Here is a 15,448-nt window from a genome sequence, read left to right as displayed (position 1 = left end):
GCTGGCTGCGTCAGTGGAGGTGGTATGGAGAGCGAACAGGTGATGCGCGAACGGATTGAACATGTGGTGCTGCTGGATGATGACAGCTTCATGTTGTCAGTGATGGAAGAAATGATGCGCGATCTGGGCGCGCAACATGTGCATTGTTTCAGTAACGCCAAAGACGCCTTGTGCGACATCTTGCGCTGGCCGCGAGCCTTGCTGGTGTGTGATTTGCGCATGCCGGATATGGATGGGATTGAATTTTTGGACAAGCTGGCGCGGCTTGGCTATGCTGGAAACGTGGTATTGCATTCCGGCGTGGGCGCAGGCGTGATGCGGGCGGCGGAGAAACTGGCGCGCGCGCACGGCTTGACGGTGTTGGGCGCATATGAAAAACCGATCGACAGGGTGGCTTTGTTGCATTCCCTCGCCACCAGTTAGGAGATGGCGCATGGCGAGCGTGGTCTTGTTGGAAGATGACAGTGATTTGTGCGAATTGTATGCAAGCGCCTTGCGGCTGGCCGGACATCAGGTGCATGTGGCAGCCAACAGCCGTGGCATCTTGAATGTGTTACAGGCGCAGCAGGCGCAGGTTTTGGTGACCGATTTGATTATGCCGGGACATGAGGGAATCGAGGGCATCTTCCTGGCGCGTCAAAAGCAGGGGCTGCGCATCATCGCCATCTCATCTAATCAGGAATATTTGCGCTTGGCTGAAAATTTGGTCGATGTCTGTCTGCACAAACCTTTTCCGGCGCAAAAACTGCAGCAAAAAGTTGAAGAAGTATTGAGCCGGCGCGTAAGCGCTGCTGATGAATGAAAGTAAAAATACGCAAGCCGCCTGCATCACAGGGCATGCAAGGGGGCGGGTTGAAAATAAGCAAGCGGTTTGTGGCTGTGCATGCGCCGTGCAGCCACCTTTGTTTTGACTGGAATGTATATGGATTTGCAAGAGAAAGACCAAACATCGCTGCGGCAGACCCGTGCTCTGGTGGTGGATGACGATGCATTCTTCAGAGAATATTTTGTCGATTTGTTAAAAGAGGCCGGCTTTACCGAGCCGCAAACCTGTCACGGCGGGCGTGAAGTATTAAATCTGCTGCACACCATGCGCCCGCAACCGGGTTTGATTCTGTGCGATTTGCATATGCCCGGCTCACTTGATGGCTTTCAAGTCATGCAGGGCTTGGCGGATATGCATTATGACGGCGTGGTGCTGCTGATTTCAGGCCAACAGGCGCATGTATTGCACTCGGCCAAACTGATGGGCCGCTTTCACCAATTGCGCGTGCTTGGCCCGGTGGAAAAGCCGGTCTCGCTCGCGCAATTGCAGGACATGTTAAAAGACATTGAATAGATCAGGATATTCCCGGCCCGACGCTGCCGGCGAACTGGTAGCGTGAAGCCGGATGCCACATGGTGGCGATGGAAGCCACCTGTCCCAAAGCCAGGGTTTGCCGGTGCAACACCAGGCAAGGTTCGCTGGCCGGCATCTGCAGCCATTGCGCCACCTCCGCCGGCGGCATCATGGCTTCAATTCTGTAATGCGCCGCCTGCAGCGGCGCGACCCGCATTAAATATTCATTCGGCGTGCTGTGGCTGAAATCCTGCTGCAAATAATCCGGCGCCAAAGCCGGATTCACCCAGCGTTCCTCAACTTGAATCGGCAAGCCGTTTTCCATATGCACAATGCGTGAATGAAACAGCGGCGCGCCACTGCCCAGCGCAAATTCGCGCGCCAACTTCAAACTGGCTTCGCAGGCATCCAGACAGAGCAGGGCGCTGCTGTGCGCATGGCCGCGCATGCGTATCTCATCCGCAATACTCTTGATCTCCAGCAGCGTGGCCTGATATTTCGGTTGCGCCACATAGGTGCCCAAACCCTGCTTGCGCACCAGCACCTGTTCATTCGTCAGTTCACGCACGGCGCGGTTGACCGTCATGCGCGCCACGCCAAACTGGCGCGTCAGCGCAGTTTCCGAGGGAATCAAATCGCCAGCCTGCCAGCGGCCCTGTTGGATTTCATGCAGCAGAAATTCTTTAATCCGCTGAAAAGCAGGTACACTTTGCGCCACTTCGTCCAAACCTCAACCCTCCGCTTACGCCAGCCCAAGCCGGCCTGATGCGGATTGTAGCATTGCCAACCCTGGCTGCCCTTTTCTGTGGAGTGAGCATGTTTGCTTCTTTTTTTGCCGCCGCCATACCGGCGCGGCGTGCGCTGGCGGCGCTGATTCTGCCCGCCAGCCTGCTTTGCCATGCCGCCGGCGCAGCCCCGGCGCGCCTGCTGGAAAACGCGAATGGTTACACGATTGTGCAAGATGGCGCGCGCCAGCAATTGCGCCAATTTGAGGCCATCGCAATTGATGAACAGGGCCGGATTCTGGCCACCGGCGCCAGCGCCCAGGTGCGCGCCGCCCTGGGCACCCGCGCATATGAAAAACTCGATCTGCAGGGACGCACCGTATTGCCCGGCCTGATTGATGCGCACGGCCATTTGTTTGCGCTGGGCGAACAAGCCGGCGAACTCTCCTTGCGCGACACCCCAGATCTGCACAGCGCGCTGGCGCGCATTCGCCACACCTGCGCCAAGCTGCCCACCCCATGGTTGCTGGGTGGCGGCTGGAATCAGGCGAATTGGAAACTGGGACGCTTCCCCGACGCCGACGAATTGCAAGCGGCCTGCGCCCAGCCGGCTTTTCTGGTGCGGGTGGACGGCCATGCGGCCTGGGTCAACCGGCGCGCCCTGGCCCTGGCCGGCATTACCCGCGACACCCCCGACCCGCAAGGCGGACGCATAGAAAAACTGGCGAATGGCGAGCCAAGCGGGATCTTGATCGACCGCGCCATGGACTTGATCAAGCCGGTTTTGCCAACAGAAAATGAAGCCGGCTTGCGCGCAGCGCTGGATGCCGCCCTGCCCATGCTGGCGCAACTCGGCATGACCGGCATGCATGACGCCGGCATCGGCCCGGCGCAAGACAAGCTGTTGCGCGAATACGCCGCCCAAGGACGCCTGAGTTTGCGCGTCTATGGCATGTGGCGCGGCGTGGATGCGCGTTTTGACGCCTTATTGCAGCGCGATGCGCAACCCTGGCGCACGCCATATTATTCGCTGGCCGCCGTCAAACTGTTTGCCGATGGCGCGTTGGGCAGCCGGGGGGCGGCATTGCTGGCCCCGTATGCCGATGCGCCGCAAGCCAGCGGCTTATTATTCAGCGCCGACAGCGCCTTGCGCGCGCAAATCGCCAAGGCCATGGCGCGCGGCTATCAGGTGAATGTGCATGCGATTGGCGACGCCGCCAACCGCCAGGCGCTGGACGCCTTCGCCGCCCTGCTGCGTCAGCAACCGCAGTGGCGCGCACTGCGCCCGCGCATTGAGCATGCGCAAGTGATTGCGCTGCAAGACATTCCGCGTTTTGCCGAATTGGGCGTGCTGGCCTCAATCCAGCCGGTGCATGCGGTGTCGGACATGAATATGGCCGAAGCCAGAGTCGGCCCGGCGCGCATTGAAGGCGCGTATGCCTGGCGCCGCCTGCAGGCCGCCGGCGCACATCTGGCCTGCGGCTCGGATTTTCCGGTCGAAGCGCCGCACCCCCTGGCCGGCTTGCAAGCCGCCATCACCCGCAGCGACGATAAAGGCCAGCCGCGCGGCGGCTGGTACCCCGAGGCTGCGCTTTCGCTCAAAGAAGCGCTGGCCTGCTTCACCCTGAATGCGGCCTACGCCGCCCACCAGGAAAAAGAAGCCGGCAGCCTGGAGCCGGGCAAATGGGCCGACTTCATCGTATTGGAACAAGACATCTTCCAAACCCCGCCGCAGCAACTGCAACAGATCAAGGTCTTGCAAACCTGGGTCGGCGGCCAGCGGGTTTGGCCGGCGGAGCAGAAAAAATAAAGCCAGTCGCCGGCTATCTTATTTGGCCGGCGCCAGCCGCCTGAGCAAGCCTGAAAACACAAAGGACTGGCGCGCTTCCCACAAAAAACACAGCTTGGCTGAAGCTCAGCGACAAGCCTGAAAAAAGATAAACCCACAGCCGCTGCCAAGCTTGTGGGAGCGACTTCAGTCGCGAATCAGGTCTTGGCAAATGGCCGGCGCCATTCGGGGCAAAAGCCCCTCCCACAAAAACATGTGGCAAATGGCCGGCGCCATTCGGGGCTGGCGCGTCTCCCACAAAAAGCCATGCGCCGCCATGCACGGATTTGACAAAGCCGCACCGGCAAATTTATGCTGACAGTCAGATCAACTCACGCCGCCCGGTATGACCACCTGTTCCCCGCCCAGCCAAGTCAGTCACGCCCTGATCGTATTCGCCACCGGCTGGGGGCCGCAATATGGCGGCATCAACAGCTTCAATTATGATTTTCTGCGCGCCATGGGCAGCGCCTGCGATGGTTTTATGCAGGTGATTTGCATCGTGCCGCAGACCGATGCTGCGCAGCAAAAGCAAGCCTTGTCGCATGTGGTGTATTTGCGCGGGCTGGATGCGCAGGAAGGCGCATTTGGCGACAACGACTACCTCAAAGCCTGCCAAATTTTGCGCCAGGAATGGCCACATCTGCAGCCGCAAAACATTGTGTGGTTGGGGCACGACAGGATCAGCGGCGGCATCGCGCTGGCGGCGCGTAAGGAATTTGGCGGCGGGCGCGTGGCTTTAATTCATCATATGAGCTACAGCGCGTATGAGGATTTTGCGGAAAACAGCGCCAAGGCAGAAGAAAAAGTCGAAATGCAGCGCGAATTGTTTGCGCAAGCTGACATTTGTTATGGCGTGGGGCCGACATTATTCAATGCCCTGGATGGCTTTGGCTGTGAACATGCATTTCAACTTATACCCGGCATGGCGGATATTGAGCCGCGCAGCAATCCACCAAAAACGTTCACGGCTTTTTTGAGCGGGCGCTTGGGCGAAAAAATCAAGCAGGCGGAATTGGGCGTGGCCGCATTTGGCGATGCAATCCGTCAGGCTGATGCAGACCCCAAACGCCTGCCGGATTGTTTGCAGGGCTGTGAAGAGCCGCGCTTGCGTTTGCGTGGTGTGAATTTTGAAGGACCGCAAGGGGCTTATGCGGAGGAAGCTGAAGCCGAGTTGCGCCGCTTTGCCGAGCTATACGCCAACCGGGCCTTTTCCCTGCAGGCGCTGCCATTTACGCATGAAAGGGAAGCGATCTGGGATAAGGAATTAAAGCAATCCAGTCTGGCCATGATGCCGTCCTGGCATGAAGGCTTTGGTCTGGTGGGGTGGGAGGCTATCGCCGCAGGCGTGCCCATCATCATCAGCAATAAATCCGGCTTGCACCGTTTTTTGAAAGAGGAATACAGCAATCAGTATCAAGCCATTGACGTGCGTGGCAGTGCTTGCGAGCACCCTTACTTTATTCCTGAGGATTTAAACAGTCTGGCTGAAGCGATTATTTGTGTGGCGAAAGATGCCAAGAAGTGGAAAGACCACGCCGCCCGACTGCGCAGTAAGTTGAAGGAAAACTATACTTGGCGCGCTTGCGCTGAAACGTTTTTAACACCCTTGGCCTGGGGAAATTTGATGCGTTCAGCGGCGCAAGCGCCGCAGGCGGCAGATGCTGCCCCCGTTCCCGCGCCAGCCCCCACGCCCGCAGCGCCAGCCCCCGTATCCAGCGCGCCAGCCCAACTTTTACTTTTGCCACCAGCCGCCTGGCGTCCCGGTCTGTCTGACAGCGTTTTGCTGCGCGCGGAAGAAGAGGTGATTCCATTCGACCCGGCGCGCGAGGGCTTTTTGCAAGAACAATTGGCGTGGGCGCAGCAATCTGATCCGCTGCAAGTGCGGCTTTTGTATGGGCAGGGCGGTTGCGGTAAAACTCGCTTGGCGCTGGAGTGTTGTAAGCGCATGCGCGCCTTGGGCTGGCAAGCCGGCTTTGTCGGCGGCGATCTCTCTCCCGGCCAGGCGAAAAATCTGGCCATTAAATTGCAAGCCAGCGGACAAGCATGTTTTGCCGTGATTGATTACGCCGAAACCCGGCAAGATGTGGTGTTAGCCTTTGTGGCTGCCTGGCGCTTGCATGCTGGCGCCGTGCCCTTGCGCTTATTGCTGTTAGCGCGCCAGGGCGGCGACTGGTGGCGGCAATTGCCGTATAAAAATGCAGACTGCGCCGCCATACTCGACGGTGGCGCCACTACCGGCCCATATGAAGTTGCGCAGTTGTACCAAAGCCAGAGTGAGCGCGAACAAGCCTGGTATTGCGCACACAAAGCTTTTGCCATCAAACTGGGTTTGGCCCCCACCATGCAAGCCCCGGATATCAGCGCCGCTTTTTACGAGCACGCCCTGTATTTACAGATGAGCGCCTTGCTCTGCCTGCGCGGCGAGCGCGCCGATACTCCCGGCAGCTTGCTGCGCAGCTTGTTAGCGCACGAGCAACGCTATTGGCGCAATGCCATCGAGCCGGGCTGGCGTGAGGTGGATTGGCAGCGGCAGAGCGATACCTTGATGTGCTTAAACACCTTATGCGGCGGCTTGCGCACGGCAAAAGAGGCGGAAGTGATTTGGGCGTCCTTGGGTGAGGAGAAGAAAGATTTAAAAAGCCTATTTGAAAGATTGCGCCAGCTTTATCCAACATCCAAAGGTTTGCCTGCATTAGCGCCAGATTTATTGGCAGAAACCTTGCTTGCCACCTATCTGGAGCAGGATGGGGGCATAGATTTGCTGCTGGAGTTGATGCGGCAAAACAATTCTGCCTGGCAATACAGCGCCCTTACGGTTTGCGCCCGCATGCTGAAGCACAGACCGGATTTGCGCGAGTGCTTACACGATGTGATGCTGCAAGGTTTGCAAAAAAGCTTGCAAACCGTATTGGATGTTTGCCGCGATGTGGACAGCCCTTTTTCGCAAGTGTTTGTGCAGGTTTTTCAAATTCTGGCGCAAGATGATAGTGGTAATTCATACAAACTGGCGCTTGAAATTGCAAAGAAGGTGAATGTTAATATTGAGAGGAGAATTGATGCTATATATGATATTTTTATGTTTGCGCTTGAATTGTTGGCAAAGCAATTTGAGGTGAAATGCAAGAAAAAAGAAAATAGAGAAAGCTTGATGGAGTGGGCATCAAGCTTAATAATGTTGGGCGTTACATGTGTGTTTAATGGACAGATAGATTTGGCGTTGCAGAAAAGCATGCAAGTTAGGCAAATATGGAAAAATTTAGGTGTTGCTAGAAATGAAGATGAGCGAAATCATTACGCAGCAGTATTAGTGTCGCAAGGGCTTATCATGTATCAGTTAGGCCGATTAGATGATGCGATAATGTTTTCAGAGGAGGGGTTGGAGATTATAGGGAAAAATTTTCATTCCAATTCTGAGGAAATTTTTTCTTTTTATGGAGGTGCGCTGAATATCCATGGATTTTACTTGGCAGCAGTTGGTGATTATGCTAAATCCATCTCATATTGCGAATATGGATTAGAAGAATGTGTTAGGCATTCTAGAAAAAAACCAAGACTTATGTTTTGGATGCATCAGCAAATTCGATTGAACTTGGTATTTTGGCATTGGTGCGCCAATGGGGCGGATATGAAGGAGGCACTGTTTGCGGATGTGCAGGTTGAGTCTGGTGAACAAGGTAAATTGTATGATAAACGTGGTTTTGATTTCTGGCGAGCCTGCTTACAAGCCTTGGCTATGCCGCAAACTCCAACATTGGATACAGCCTTATGCGCAGCCAAGACCTTGAGTCTTTCTGAGCGTGACCATTGGCAAATGCCGCGCCTGCTGCTGTTTTGCCTGGCCGATTCCCAAGCCCATCCACAAACCCCGCCAGGCTGGCGGGAGGAATACGCGCGTGTAATGCGGCGGCAGAAGGTGTTACCGCGCTGGATGCAAGACGCCGCTGCACGCCTGGGTATTTGCTTTCCGCCGGCGCCGGTGGCGCTTGCATCTGCTGTATGAGGCGATGCGGGCAGGATTCAGGCCACCCGCTCTCCGCTTTCCGCCGCAAACAGCGCCGCCTTGCTCAAATTAAAATTCAAGCGCATCAGCGCGCCCACTGCCGCCGCTTCGCGCGGGTGGCTGCGGCACACCACATTCACCTCATTCAAGCGCACTGTCACCAGGGTATCCGGCCCGGTGGGTTCAGTCATTTCCACCATGCAATCCAATTCCTGCCCGTGTTCGCCATGTGCGCTGGAGAGGTCAGTGATTTGCTCGGGGCGGATGCCTAACAGCAGCTTGCGTCCCATCTGTCCCTGCAGACCGACCGGGGAAAACGGCAGGTCCAGGCGCAAAGCGCGTCCGCCATTGGCCAGCGTCACATACAGCTGGCCGCCATCGCTTTGCAATTGGCAGGGAATGAAATTCATCGAGGGCGAGCCGATGAAGCCGGCCACGAATTGGTTTGCCGGGTTGTCGTAAATTTCCTGCGGCGTGCCGAGTTGCTGCACCACGCCATCCTTCATCACGGCAATCAAATCGCCCAGCGTCATCGCTTCGATTTGGTCATGCGTGACATACACGATGGTGGATTTCAAGCGTTGGTGCAAGAGCTTGATTTCAGCGCGCATCTCGACCCGCAATTTGGCGTCCAGATTCGAGAGCGGTTCATCAAATAAAAACAGGGACGGTTTGCGCGAAATGGCGCGGCCCATCGCCACGCGCTGGCGCTGGCCGCCGGACAGTTGGGCCGGGCGGCGGTCGAGCAGGTGGCTGATTTGCAGCGTCTGCGCCACCTGGTTCACAATCTGCTCCTGTTCCGCCTTCGGCACTTTGCGCACTTCCAGGCCAAACGCAATGTTTTCCCGCACTGTCATCGAGGGGTACAGCGCATACGACTGAAACACCATGGCGATATCGCGCTCTTTCGGCGGCAGATTGTTGACCACCTTGTCGCCGATTTTGATTTCACCCGAGGTGACGCTTTCCAAGCCGGCGATCATATTCAAGAGCGTGGACTTGCCCGAACCCGAGCCGCCCACCAAAATCAAAAACTGACCATCGGCAATCTCAATATTGATGTCTTTCAACACCTCCACGCCATTGTTATAGACCTTGCGCACACTTTTGATAGACAAACCAGCCATTGCTTTCCCCCTTATCCCTTGACAGCGCCGGCCGTCAAACCGCGCACAAAATAGCGTCCCGCCACCACATACACCAAGAGTGTGGGCAGGGCGGCGATGATGGCCGCAGCCATATCCACGTTGTATTCTTTGACCCCGGTTGAGGTGTTCACCAGATTATTCAACCCCACTGTCACCGGCTGCGCTTCGCCGCTGGCGAACACCACCCCGAACAGAAAATCATTCCAGATCTGGGTGAATTGCCAGATGATGCACACCACAAAAATCGGCCCTGAAATCGGCAGCACGATTTTGCGGAAAATCAAAAAGAAGCCGGCCCCGTCGATGCGCGCCGCCTTGATCAATTCTTCCGGCACGCCCACATAGTAGTTGCGGAAAAACAGGGTAGTGAAGGCGGTGCCGTAAATCACATGCACCATGATCAAGCCGCTGCTGGTGTTGGCCAGACCGAGTTCGCCCAACACGCGCGCCATCGGCAAAATCACCACTTGAAACGGAATGAAGCAGCCCACCAGCATGGCGGTGAACAAGACTTCCGAACCGCGAAACCGCCAGTGCGCAAACACATAGCCGTTAAATGCGCCCAGCAAGGTCGAGAGCAAGACCGCCGGAATGGTCATTTTCAGGGAATTCAAAAAGAAAGGCTGCAAGCCTTCACAGCTGACCCCGGTGCAAGCGCTGCTCCAGGCGCGCGCCCAGGCTTGGCCATTCAAGCTGTGCGGCAGCGCCAGCAGATTGCCGTTGCGGATTTCATCCACGCTTTTCAAGCTGGTGGACAGCATCACATACAGCGGCGTGAGGTAGTACAAAACAAATACAGCCAGCAGGGCATACAAGCCCAGCCGCCCGAGGGTGAGTCGCTCAGAACGCATCGCCACTCCTTATTTGAACGCGCGCGCGGCGCGGGTTTCCAGATACATCAGCGGCACTAAGACCGCGACGATGGTGGCCAACATCATCATGGCCGAGGCGCTGCCCAAGCCGAGCTGGCCGCGCGTGAAGCTGAATTGGTACATGAAAATCGCCGGCACATCGGTCGCATTGCCGGGGCCGCCATTGGTTAAGGCCATTACCAGGTCAAAGCTTTTGATGGCGATATGCGCCAAAATCAAGAGCACGCTGAAAAATACCGGGCGCATGGCCGGGATGATGATGCGGCGGTAAATCGTGGGCAGGCTGGCGCCGTCGATTTGCGCGGCTTTGATGATTTCATCGTCGATGCCGCGCAAGCCTGCCAAAAAGAGCGCCATGACAAAGCCGGAGGATTGCCAGACGCCGGCGATCACCACGGTGTAAATCGCCATATCCGGGTTCACCAGCCAGTCAAAGGTGAAATTGCTAAAGCCCAGATCATGCATCAGCTTTTCCAGGCCAAGCCCGGGGTTGAGCATCCATTTCCAGGCCGCGCCGGTGACGATGAAAGACAGCGCCATCGGGTACAGATAAATCGCGCGCAATGCGCCTTCCGCGCGGATTTTTTGATCCAGCACAATCGCCAGCAACAGCCCGACCGCAACCGAGATCAGAATAAACAGGCCGCCGAAAATGCCGAGATTTTTAAACGCCTGCCAAAAGCGCTCATGCTCAAACAATTCGTGGTATTGCAGTAAGCCGGCGAATTCATAGTTAGGCATCATGCCTGATTCTGTCAGCGACAAATAGCCGGTAAACAGAATGAAGCCATACACAAAGATCAGGCTGGCCAACAGACTCGGGCCTAACACCAATTGCGGTGCGAACCGCTCAAACAGGGCGCGTATCTTCATTGCTTGCTCAGGGTGAGGGAGGGCTGCGCTGCCGCCCGGAACGCCGGGCGGCAGCGTGCAGAAGCTGCTGCTGCGAGCTTACTTGGTCTTGGCGGCTTTGGCCAAGGCTTTCACGGCATCCGCTGAACTCATATTCGAGTTCATGAATTTGGCCACCACATCAACAATTGCGCCTTGCGCGGCGGGGGAAATCGCCATGCCGTGCGCAAAGCTGGGCACTAAGCCACCGTTTTTATTGGAAGCCGCCATATCGTCCATGGAACGGGTGGCGCAGGCATCAAACTTGCCGCGCGGCACATCCGGGCGCACCGGGATCGAACCCTTGTTCAAATTGAATACTTCCTGGAATTCCGGACTCATGATGGCGGCGGCCAACACGTCCTGGCCTTTTTTCGCATCCGCCGATTTCTGGTTCAGCATCACGAAGGAGTCAATATTGAAGGTGTAAGCCTTGTCAGTGCCCGGCGCCGGGGCGCATAAAAATTCCTTGCCCGGGGTTTTGCCGGCGGCGCTGAATTCACCCTTGGCCCAATCGCCCATGAATTGGAAGCCGGCTTTGCCATTGATCACCATCGAAGTCGCCAGATTCCATTCGCGTCCGGCGGCGTCTTTGTCGATATAGGTTTTCAGCTTGGCCAGGGTGTCAAATACTTTGATCATGGTCGGGCTGCTCAGGCTGGCCTGATCAAGCTGAACCAGGGATTTTTGATAGAAAGCGGCGCCGCCCACGCCCAGGGCCACCGATTCAAACACAGTGGCGTCTTGCCACGGTTGTCCGCCATGCGCAATCGCAATTGCGCCGCTGGCTTTGATTTTGTCGGCGGCGGCAAAGAACGCGTCCCAGGTGGCGGGAATCTCATTCACGCCGGCTTTTTTCAGCACATCGGCATTCGCCCACACCCAGTTGACGCGGTGCACATTCACCGGCACGGCGACGTAATTGCCTTTGTATTTCATGGCGTCTGACACGACCTTGGGCAGCACCGCATCCCATTTGCCGGCCTGCGCTGTGTCATTGATATTGGCTAAGCCCACTTCTTTGCCGAATTGCTGAATCATCGGGCCTTTGACTTGCGCTGCAGTCGGCGCATTGCCCGACATCACGCGGCTTTTCAGTACGGTCATGGCGTTTTCACCGCCGCCGCCGGCCACCGCAAAATCTTTCCAGCCAAATCCCTTGGCTTGCACGATTTTTTTCAATTCAGCGGCAGATTTCGCTTCACCGCCGGATGTCCAGTAATGCAGCACTTCGACATCTGCGGCAAATGAGGGCAGGGCGAAGCTCATGGACAGCAAGGCGGCAAGGGTGGTGGCTTTCATCTCGGACTCCTGTTATCTGGCGCGCACAGCGCGCGGCTGAAATTATTCATGTTGTGAATGTCTGACAAAAACGTCAGCGCATGGCAATGGTAGTCAAACTACGATAAAATTGCAATCAGATTGTTGTATTACTACTTGCGGCGCAAAAACAGCGGATCTGCGCTGCGGCCTGATAAAAACAGAACGGGAAGAAGATGGAAGCTTTACCACAGACATCACAAGAATACGGCCCACGTCTTTTGGCCGACATTGGCGGCACCAATGCGCGCTTTGCGCTGGAGTTTGCGCCCTTACAATATGAAGAAGTGCAAGTGTTGCCCTGCGCCGATTACCCCAGTCTGGCGCAGGCGATGCGCGCGTATCTGCAGCGCATGCATGTGCGCCTGGCCGGGCGCAGCTTGCGCCATGCCGCGATTGCCATCGCCAATCCGGTCGATGGCGACGCGGTGCGCATGACCAATCACCATTGGGCGTTTTCGATTGCCGCGTTGAAGGCGGAAATGGGTTTTGACACGCTGTTGGTGGTGAATGATTTCACCGCGCTGGCGCGCGCCCTGCCGCATTTGAGCGCGGCGCAATTACAGCAAGTCGGCGGCGGTGCGCCGCGCGCCGGCGGTGTGCTGGGTTTGATCGGTGCCGGCACCGGGCTTGGCGTATCCGGCATGATTCCGGCGGGCCAGCGCTGGATTGCCTTGCAAAGCGAGGGCGGCCACGTCAGTTTTGCGCCGGCGGATGAGCGTGAAATTGCGATTTTGCGTTTTGCCTGGCGCGAGTTTCCCCACGTTTCCGCCGAGCGCCTGCTCTCAGGCGTGGGGCTGGAATTGATTTGGCGCGCGCTGGCCGATTGGCGCGGCGTGTCCTTCCAAAGCGCGCCCGCCGCGCCGCACATCACCGCCGCCGCGCTCGACGGCTCCTGCGCCATCAGTGTGGAAACGGTAGATGCGTTTTGCGCCATGCTCGGCACGATTGCCGCGAATATCGCCATTACACTGGGGGCGCAAGGCGGTATTTATATAGGCGGCGGCATTGTGCCGCGTTTGGGCGAGCGTTTTGCGCAATCCGCCTTCCGCCAGCGCTTTGAACACAAAGGCCGCTTTTCCAACTGGCTGGCGCAAGTGCCAACCTGGGTGATTACGGCGCCGTATCCGGCGTTTTTGGGGGTCTCGGTGATGTTGGAGGAGGTGTTGGGGGAGGGCTGAAACATTGGCAAGGGCGCGCGGCGCCCTTGCGGTTTTTGCATGCGCCGGGTTTGGTGAAGCATGCAAAAGCCTGCGCATTTTGTTTGTGGTGAATCGGCTTGCATGAATACGATCTGCTATGATGCCCTCACTGCAATCTGGGTATGAGGAGAATGTCACATGGCAATTAAAACTGCTTATGCCAGCATCCAAAATGGACTGCTGCAAGTGCCGCCAGAGGCTTTGGAATTATTGCCGCAAAGCATTCCATTGCATTTCTTTATTGATACGGAGAAAGGTACGGTCACCATTTACGCAAAAGATCCCACTGATTTGCCCAATAAAGAAGTGTGGGCGGAATTTACGGATTTGGTTGCAGATGTGGATTGGCGCACATATACAGAGCCGGTGCCTGAACATTTGTTGCGCAGACCACGAAAGGATGGAGATGCGGAATGAGTAAATCAAAAATTGTCCTGGACGCCAATGTATTATATGGCAGCTTCCTGCGGGATTTATTGCTTTCACTCTTTTTTGCCGGCATCTATGAAGCAAAGTGGACTGAAAAAATCACCCGGGAGTGGGTTGGGCATTTATTGAAAAATGAACCTGATATTACGGAAGTGAAAATTGGCAGAACGCTGGATTTGATGAATAAAATCAAACCAGCGGCTTTGATCAGTAATTATGAACGTTACATTGCCGAGGTCAATATTCCGGATAAAGATGACAGGCATGTGGTGGCTGCGGCTATTGCAAGTGGCGCACAGAAAATTGTCACCTGGAATTTGAGTGATTTTCCAAACAAAGTGTTGAAAGTTTTTGGTGTGATTGCAGAGTCGCCGGATAAATTCATCTCTGATTTGATCCTCGACAATCCGGGGGCAATTGTTCCTGTGCTGAAGGCTATGCGTGAAAGGTTTAAAGCCCCGCCTATGTCTGTGCAAGATTTTTTCCTGAGGTTGGATAAAAATAGATTAAGCATGACGGCTAAGCAATTGGAGCGCTATCGGGATTTGTTGTGACTCTGCATGGTGCAAGTATGATTTCGTTCCATTGATGCGACTATGCCCGGTTAATCCATTCGTGTTTATTCAGCTCCAATGGAGGCATGAAATTATCTTTACTGTTTTGCGGGGCAGGGAACCCGTTTGCATAAACGATGGCTGCTGCATACTTGCATAGATTTGCACGTCGCTTGCAGCAGCCTTTCAAACCAATCAGCGCTTGGGTCTTGGCGGCATATCTCCCACTGGCGCTGTTTTTTCCTTGCCTTCAAATGGGTTAAAAACCAAAGTCACAGTTTTGCTCTGCAAATCAAGCTTGTAACGCTTGCCAAATTGCATCGTGACTAAAATCGCGTTTTCATTTTCCAGGTTCTGCAAATGCGTCATATGAACAGCGCTGTAAGGTTGCGGCGCGCCTGGACTGTTACGTAATGGGTCTGCAATCTTTACTGTCCAAAGTTTGACATTGGTTTTCACATCAAAAGCCGCCAAATACTCGGCGCCAGGCTGGCGTTCGGGGAATACATCTTCGTCAGGGCGAAAAATAACTTCACCAATACGTAATGGGGTAAATTCTGGCGGGGGAGCTTCCATGGGAGGTGGTTATTGAATCCTTTTTTTAGATAAGAGTTGTAAAATACCTGATTGTATGATTATTCTTCATTTCTATTGTAATAGCCCGCCATGAAATTCATTGCGGATCAATGCGTGTATTTGCGGGAATTCTATGGAAAGTAACATATAGCACCAAGTTCTTGTTATGCATCCGGATCGAATTCTTCAAATTCTGATTTGTCAATATCTGTTTTGGATGTTTCTTTTATTTCAGGCGTAAGTTCCGGCTCCGGCCACTTTGGTCCTGCAAGGCGGACAAACTCGCTAGCAGGATAAAATGCTATCACCTCCTCTGGGTAAGTTTGATCCCAAGTTTCTCCATCCCAGGAAAGAAATGCATAGTAACCTGCATCATTTTCCAATTTAATCGCGGCCAAGTATAAATCTTGGAATTTTGGTGTGCCTGTTTGCCATTCAATTTCTAATTGCATAATTTTACCTGTGTTTTCTGTTTGTTGAAAATGGAATTAAGGAAGTACTGATTTAATCGAATTTCAAATTCGCATATCTATATAAACCAATGAGTCACGAAGCGGAAAT

Annotated in this window: 16 protein-coding genes; 8 read left to right on the top strand and 8 right to left on the bottom strand. The window is 55.2% G+C overall.

The annotated features are described in order from the left end of the window. Positions 1 to 24 precede the first annotated feature (24 nt). From V8J88_RS13340 to V8J88_RS13330, 3 genes are all read left to right on the top strand, one after another. Positions 25 to 423, top strand: a complete 399-nt coding sequence (locus tag V8J88_RS13340; protein ID WP_338844622.1) for a response regulator — start codon at positions 25 to 27, stop codon at positions 421 to 423. 10 nt (positions 424 to 433) lie between these two features. After that, on the top strand, positions 434 to 802 hold the full coding sequence (locus tag V8J88_RS13335; protein ID WP_338844621.1) for a response regulator: 369 nt from the start codon (positions 434 to 436) through the stop codon (positions 800 to 802). A gap of 120 nt (positions 803 to 922) precedes the next feature. Then, a complete protein-coding gene (locus V8J88_RS13330; RefSeq protein WP_338844620.1) occupies positions 923 to 1,339 on the top strand; it encodes a response regulator in 417 nt (138 codons plus the stop codon). Between the two features lies 1 nt (position 1,340). Here V8J88_RS13330 and hutC read toward each other — a convergent pair whose 3' ends face one another. Beyond that, positions 1,341 to 2,066, bottom strand: coding sequence for a histidine utilization repressor (gene hutC / locus V8J88_RS13325; RefSeq protein ID WP_338844619.1), 726 nt, complete (start codon positions 2,064 to 2,066; stop codon positions 1,341 to 1,343). An 89-nt stretch (positions 2,067 to 2,155) separates the two neighbouring features. On the opposite strand from hutC, the gene V8J88_RS13320 reads away from it, so the two are divergent. After that, entirely contained in the window at positions 2,156 to 3,874 is a 1,719-nt protein-coding gene (locus V8J88_RS13320) for an amidohydrolase (RefSeq protein ID WP_338844618.1), read from the top strand. A 340-nt stretch (positions 3,875 to 4,214) separates the two neighbouring features. On the opposite strand, the gene V8J88_RS13315 is transcribed toward V8J88_RS13320, so the two are convergent. Beyond that, entirely contained in the window at positions 4,215 to 4,535 is a 321-nt protein-coding gene (locus tag V8J88_RS13315; RefSeq protein ID WP_338844617.1) for a hypothetical protein, read from the bottom strand. Positions 4,536 to 5,696: 1,161 nt separating this feature from the next. Here V8J88_RS13315 and V8J88_RS13310 point away from each other — a divergent pair. Next, positions 5,697 to 7,895, top strand: coding sequence for a hypothetical protein (locus V8J88_RS13310; RefSeq protein ID WP_338844616.1), 2,199 nt, complete (start codon positions 5,697 to 5,699; stop codon positions 7,893 to 7,895). Positions 7,896 to 7,912: 17 nt separating this feature from the next. On the opposite strand, the gene ugpC is transcribed toward V8J88_RS13310, so the two are convergent. From ugpC to V8J88_RS13290, 4 genes are all read right to left on the bottom strand, one after another. Beyond that, on the bottom strand, positions 7,913 to 9,022 hold the full coding sequence (ugpC, locus tag V8J88_RS13305) for a sn-glycerol-3-phosphate ABC transporter ATP-binding protein UgpC (RefSeq protein WP_338844615.1): 1,110 nt from the start codon (positions 9,020 to 9,022) through the stop codon (positions 7,913 to 7,915). Positions 9,023 to 9,033: 11 nt separating this feature from the next. Beyond that, positions 9,034 to 9,894: a carbohydrate ABC transporter permease gene (locus tag V8J88_RS13300; RefSeq protein ID WP_338844614.1), complete on the bottom strand. Its 861-nt coding sequence runs from the start codon at positions 9,892 to 9,894 to the stop codon at positions 9,034 to 9,036. A gap of 9 nt (positions 9,895 to 9,903) precedes the next feature. After that, positions 9,904 to 10,788: a sugar ABC transporter permease gene (locus V8J88_RS13295; RefSeq protein WP_338844613.1), complete on the bottom strand. Its 885-nt coding sequence runs from the start codon at positions 10,786 to 10,788 to the stop codon at positions 9,904 to 9,906. A 78-nt stretch (positions 10,789 to 10,866) separates the two neighbouring features. Further along, positions 10,867 to 12,108, bottom strand: a complete 1,242-nt coding sequence (locus V8J88_RS13290; RefSeq protein WP_338844612.1) for an ABC transporter substrate-binding protein — start codon at positions 12,106 to 12,108, stop codon at positions 10,867 to 10,869. A gap of 194 nt (positions 12,109 to 12,302) precedes the next feature. Between V8J88_RS13290 and V8J88_RS13285 the strand changes: the two genes are divergently transcribed. From V8J88_RS13285 to V8J88_RS13275, 3 genes are all read left to right on the top strand, one after another. Beyond that, on the top strand, positions 12,303 to 13,307 hold the full coding sequence (locus tag V8J88_RS13285; protein WP_338844611.1) for a glucokinase: 1,005 nt from the start codon (positions 12,303 to 12,305) through the stop codon (positions 13,305 to 13,307). 159 nt (positions 13,308 to 13,466) lie between these two features. Then, the gene (locus V8J88_RS13280; RefSeq protein WP_338844610.1) at positions 13,467 to 13,745 is read left to right on the top strand and encodes a hypothetical protein; all 279 of its coding nucleotides are present in this window, start codon (positions 13,467 to 13,469) and stop codon (positions 13,743 to 13,745) included. Continuing rightward, positions 13,742 to 14,311: a PIN domain-containing protein gene (locus tag V8J88_RS13275; protein WP_338844609.1), complete on the top strand. Its 570-nt coding sequence runs from the start codon at positions 13,742 to 13,744 to the stop codon at positions 14,309 to 14,311. Before V8J88_RS13280 ends, V8J88_RS13275 begins: the two co-directional genes overlap by 4 nt. A 195-nt stretch (positions 14,312 to 14,506) precedes the next feature. Here the strand turns inward: V8J88_RS13275 and V8J88_RS13270 are convergent, their stop codons facing one another. Then, the gene (locus V8J88_RS13270) at positions 14,507 to 14,887 is read right to left on the bottom strand and encodes a hypothetical protein (protein WP_338844608.1); all 381 of its coding nucleotides are present in this window, start codon (positions 14,885 to 14,887) and stop codon (positions 14,507 to 14,509) included. Between the two features lie 164 nt (positions 14,888 to 15,051). After that, on the bottom strand, positions 15,052 to 15,339 hold the full coding sequence (locus V8J88_RS13265) for a hypothetical protein (protein ID WP_338844607.1): 288 nt from the start codon (positions 15,337 to 15,339) through the stop codon (positions 15,052 to 15,054). Positions 15,340 to 15,448 lie beyond the last annotated feature (109 nt).

It is taken from the genome of Massilia sp. W12, assembly GCF_037300705.1.
In the GTDB taxonomy this organism is placed as follows: Bacteria; Pseudomonadota; Gammaproteobacteria; order Burkholderiales; family Burkholderiaceae_D; genus JACPVY01.
The sequence above is the reverse complement of the archived record's forward strand: the minus strand, read 5'-3'. Positions and strand labels throughout refer to the sequence as shown.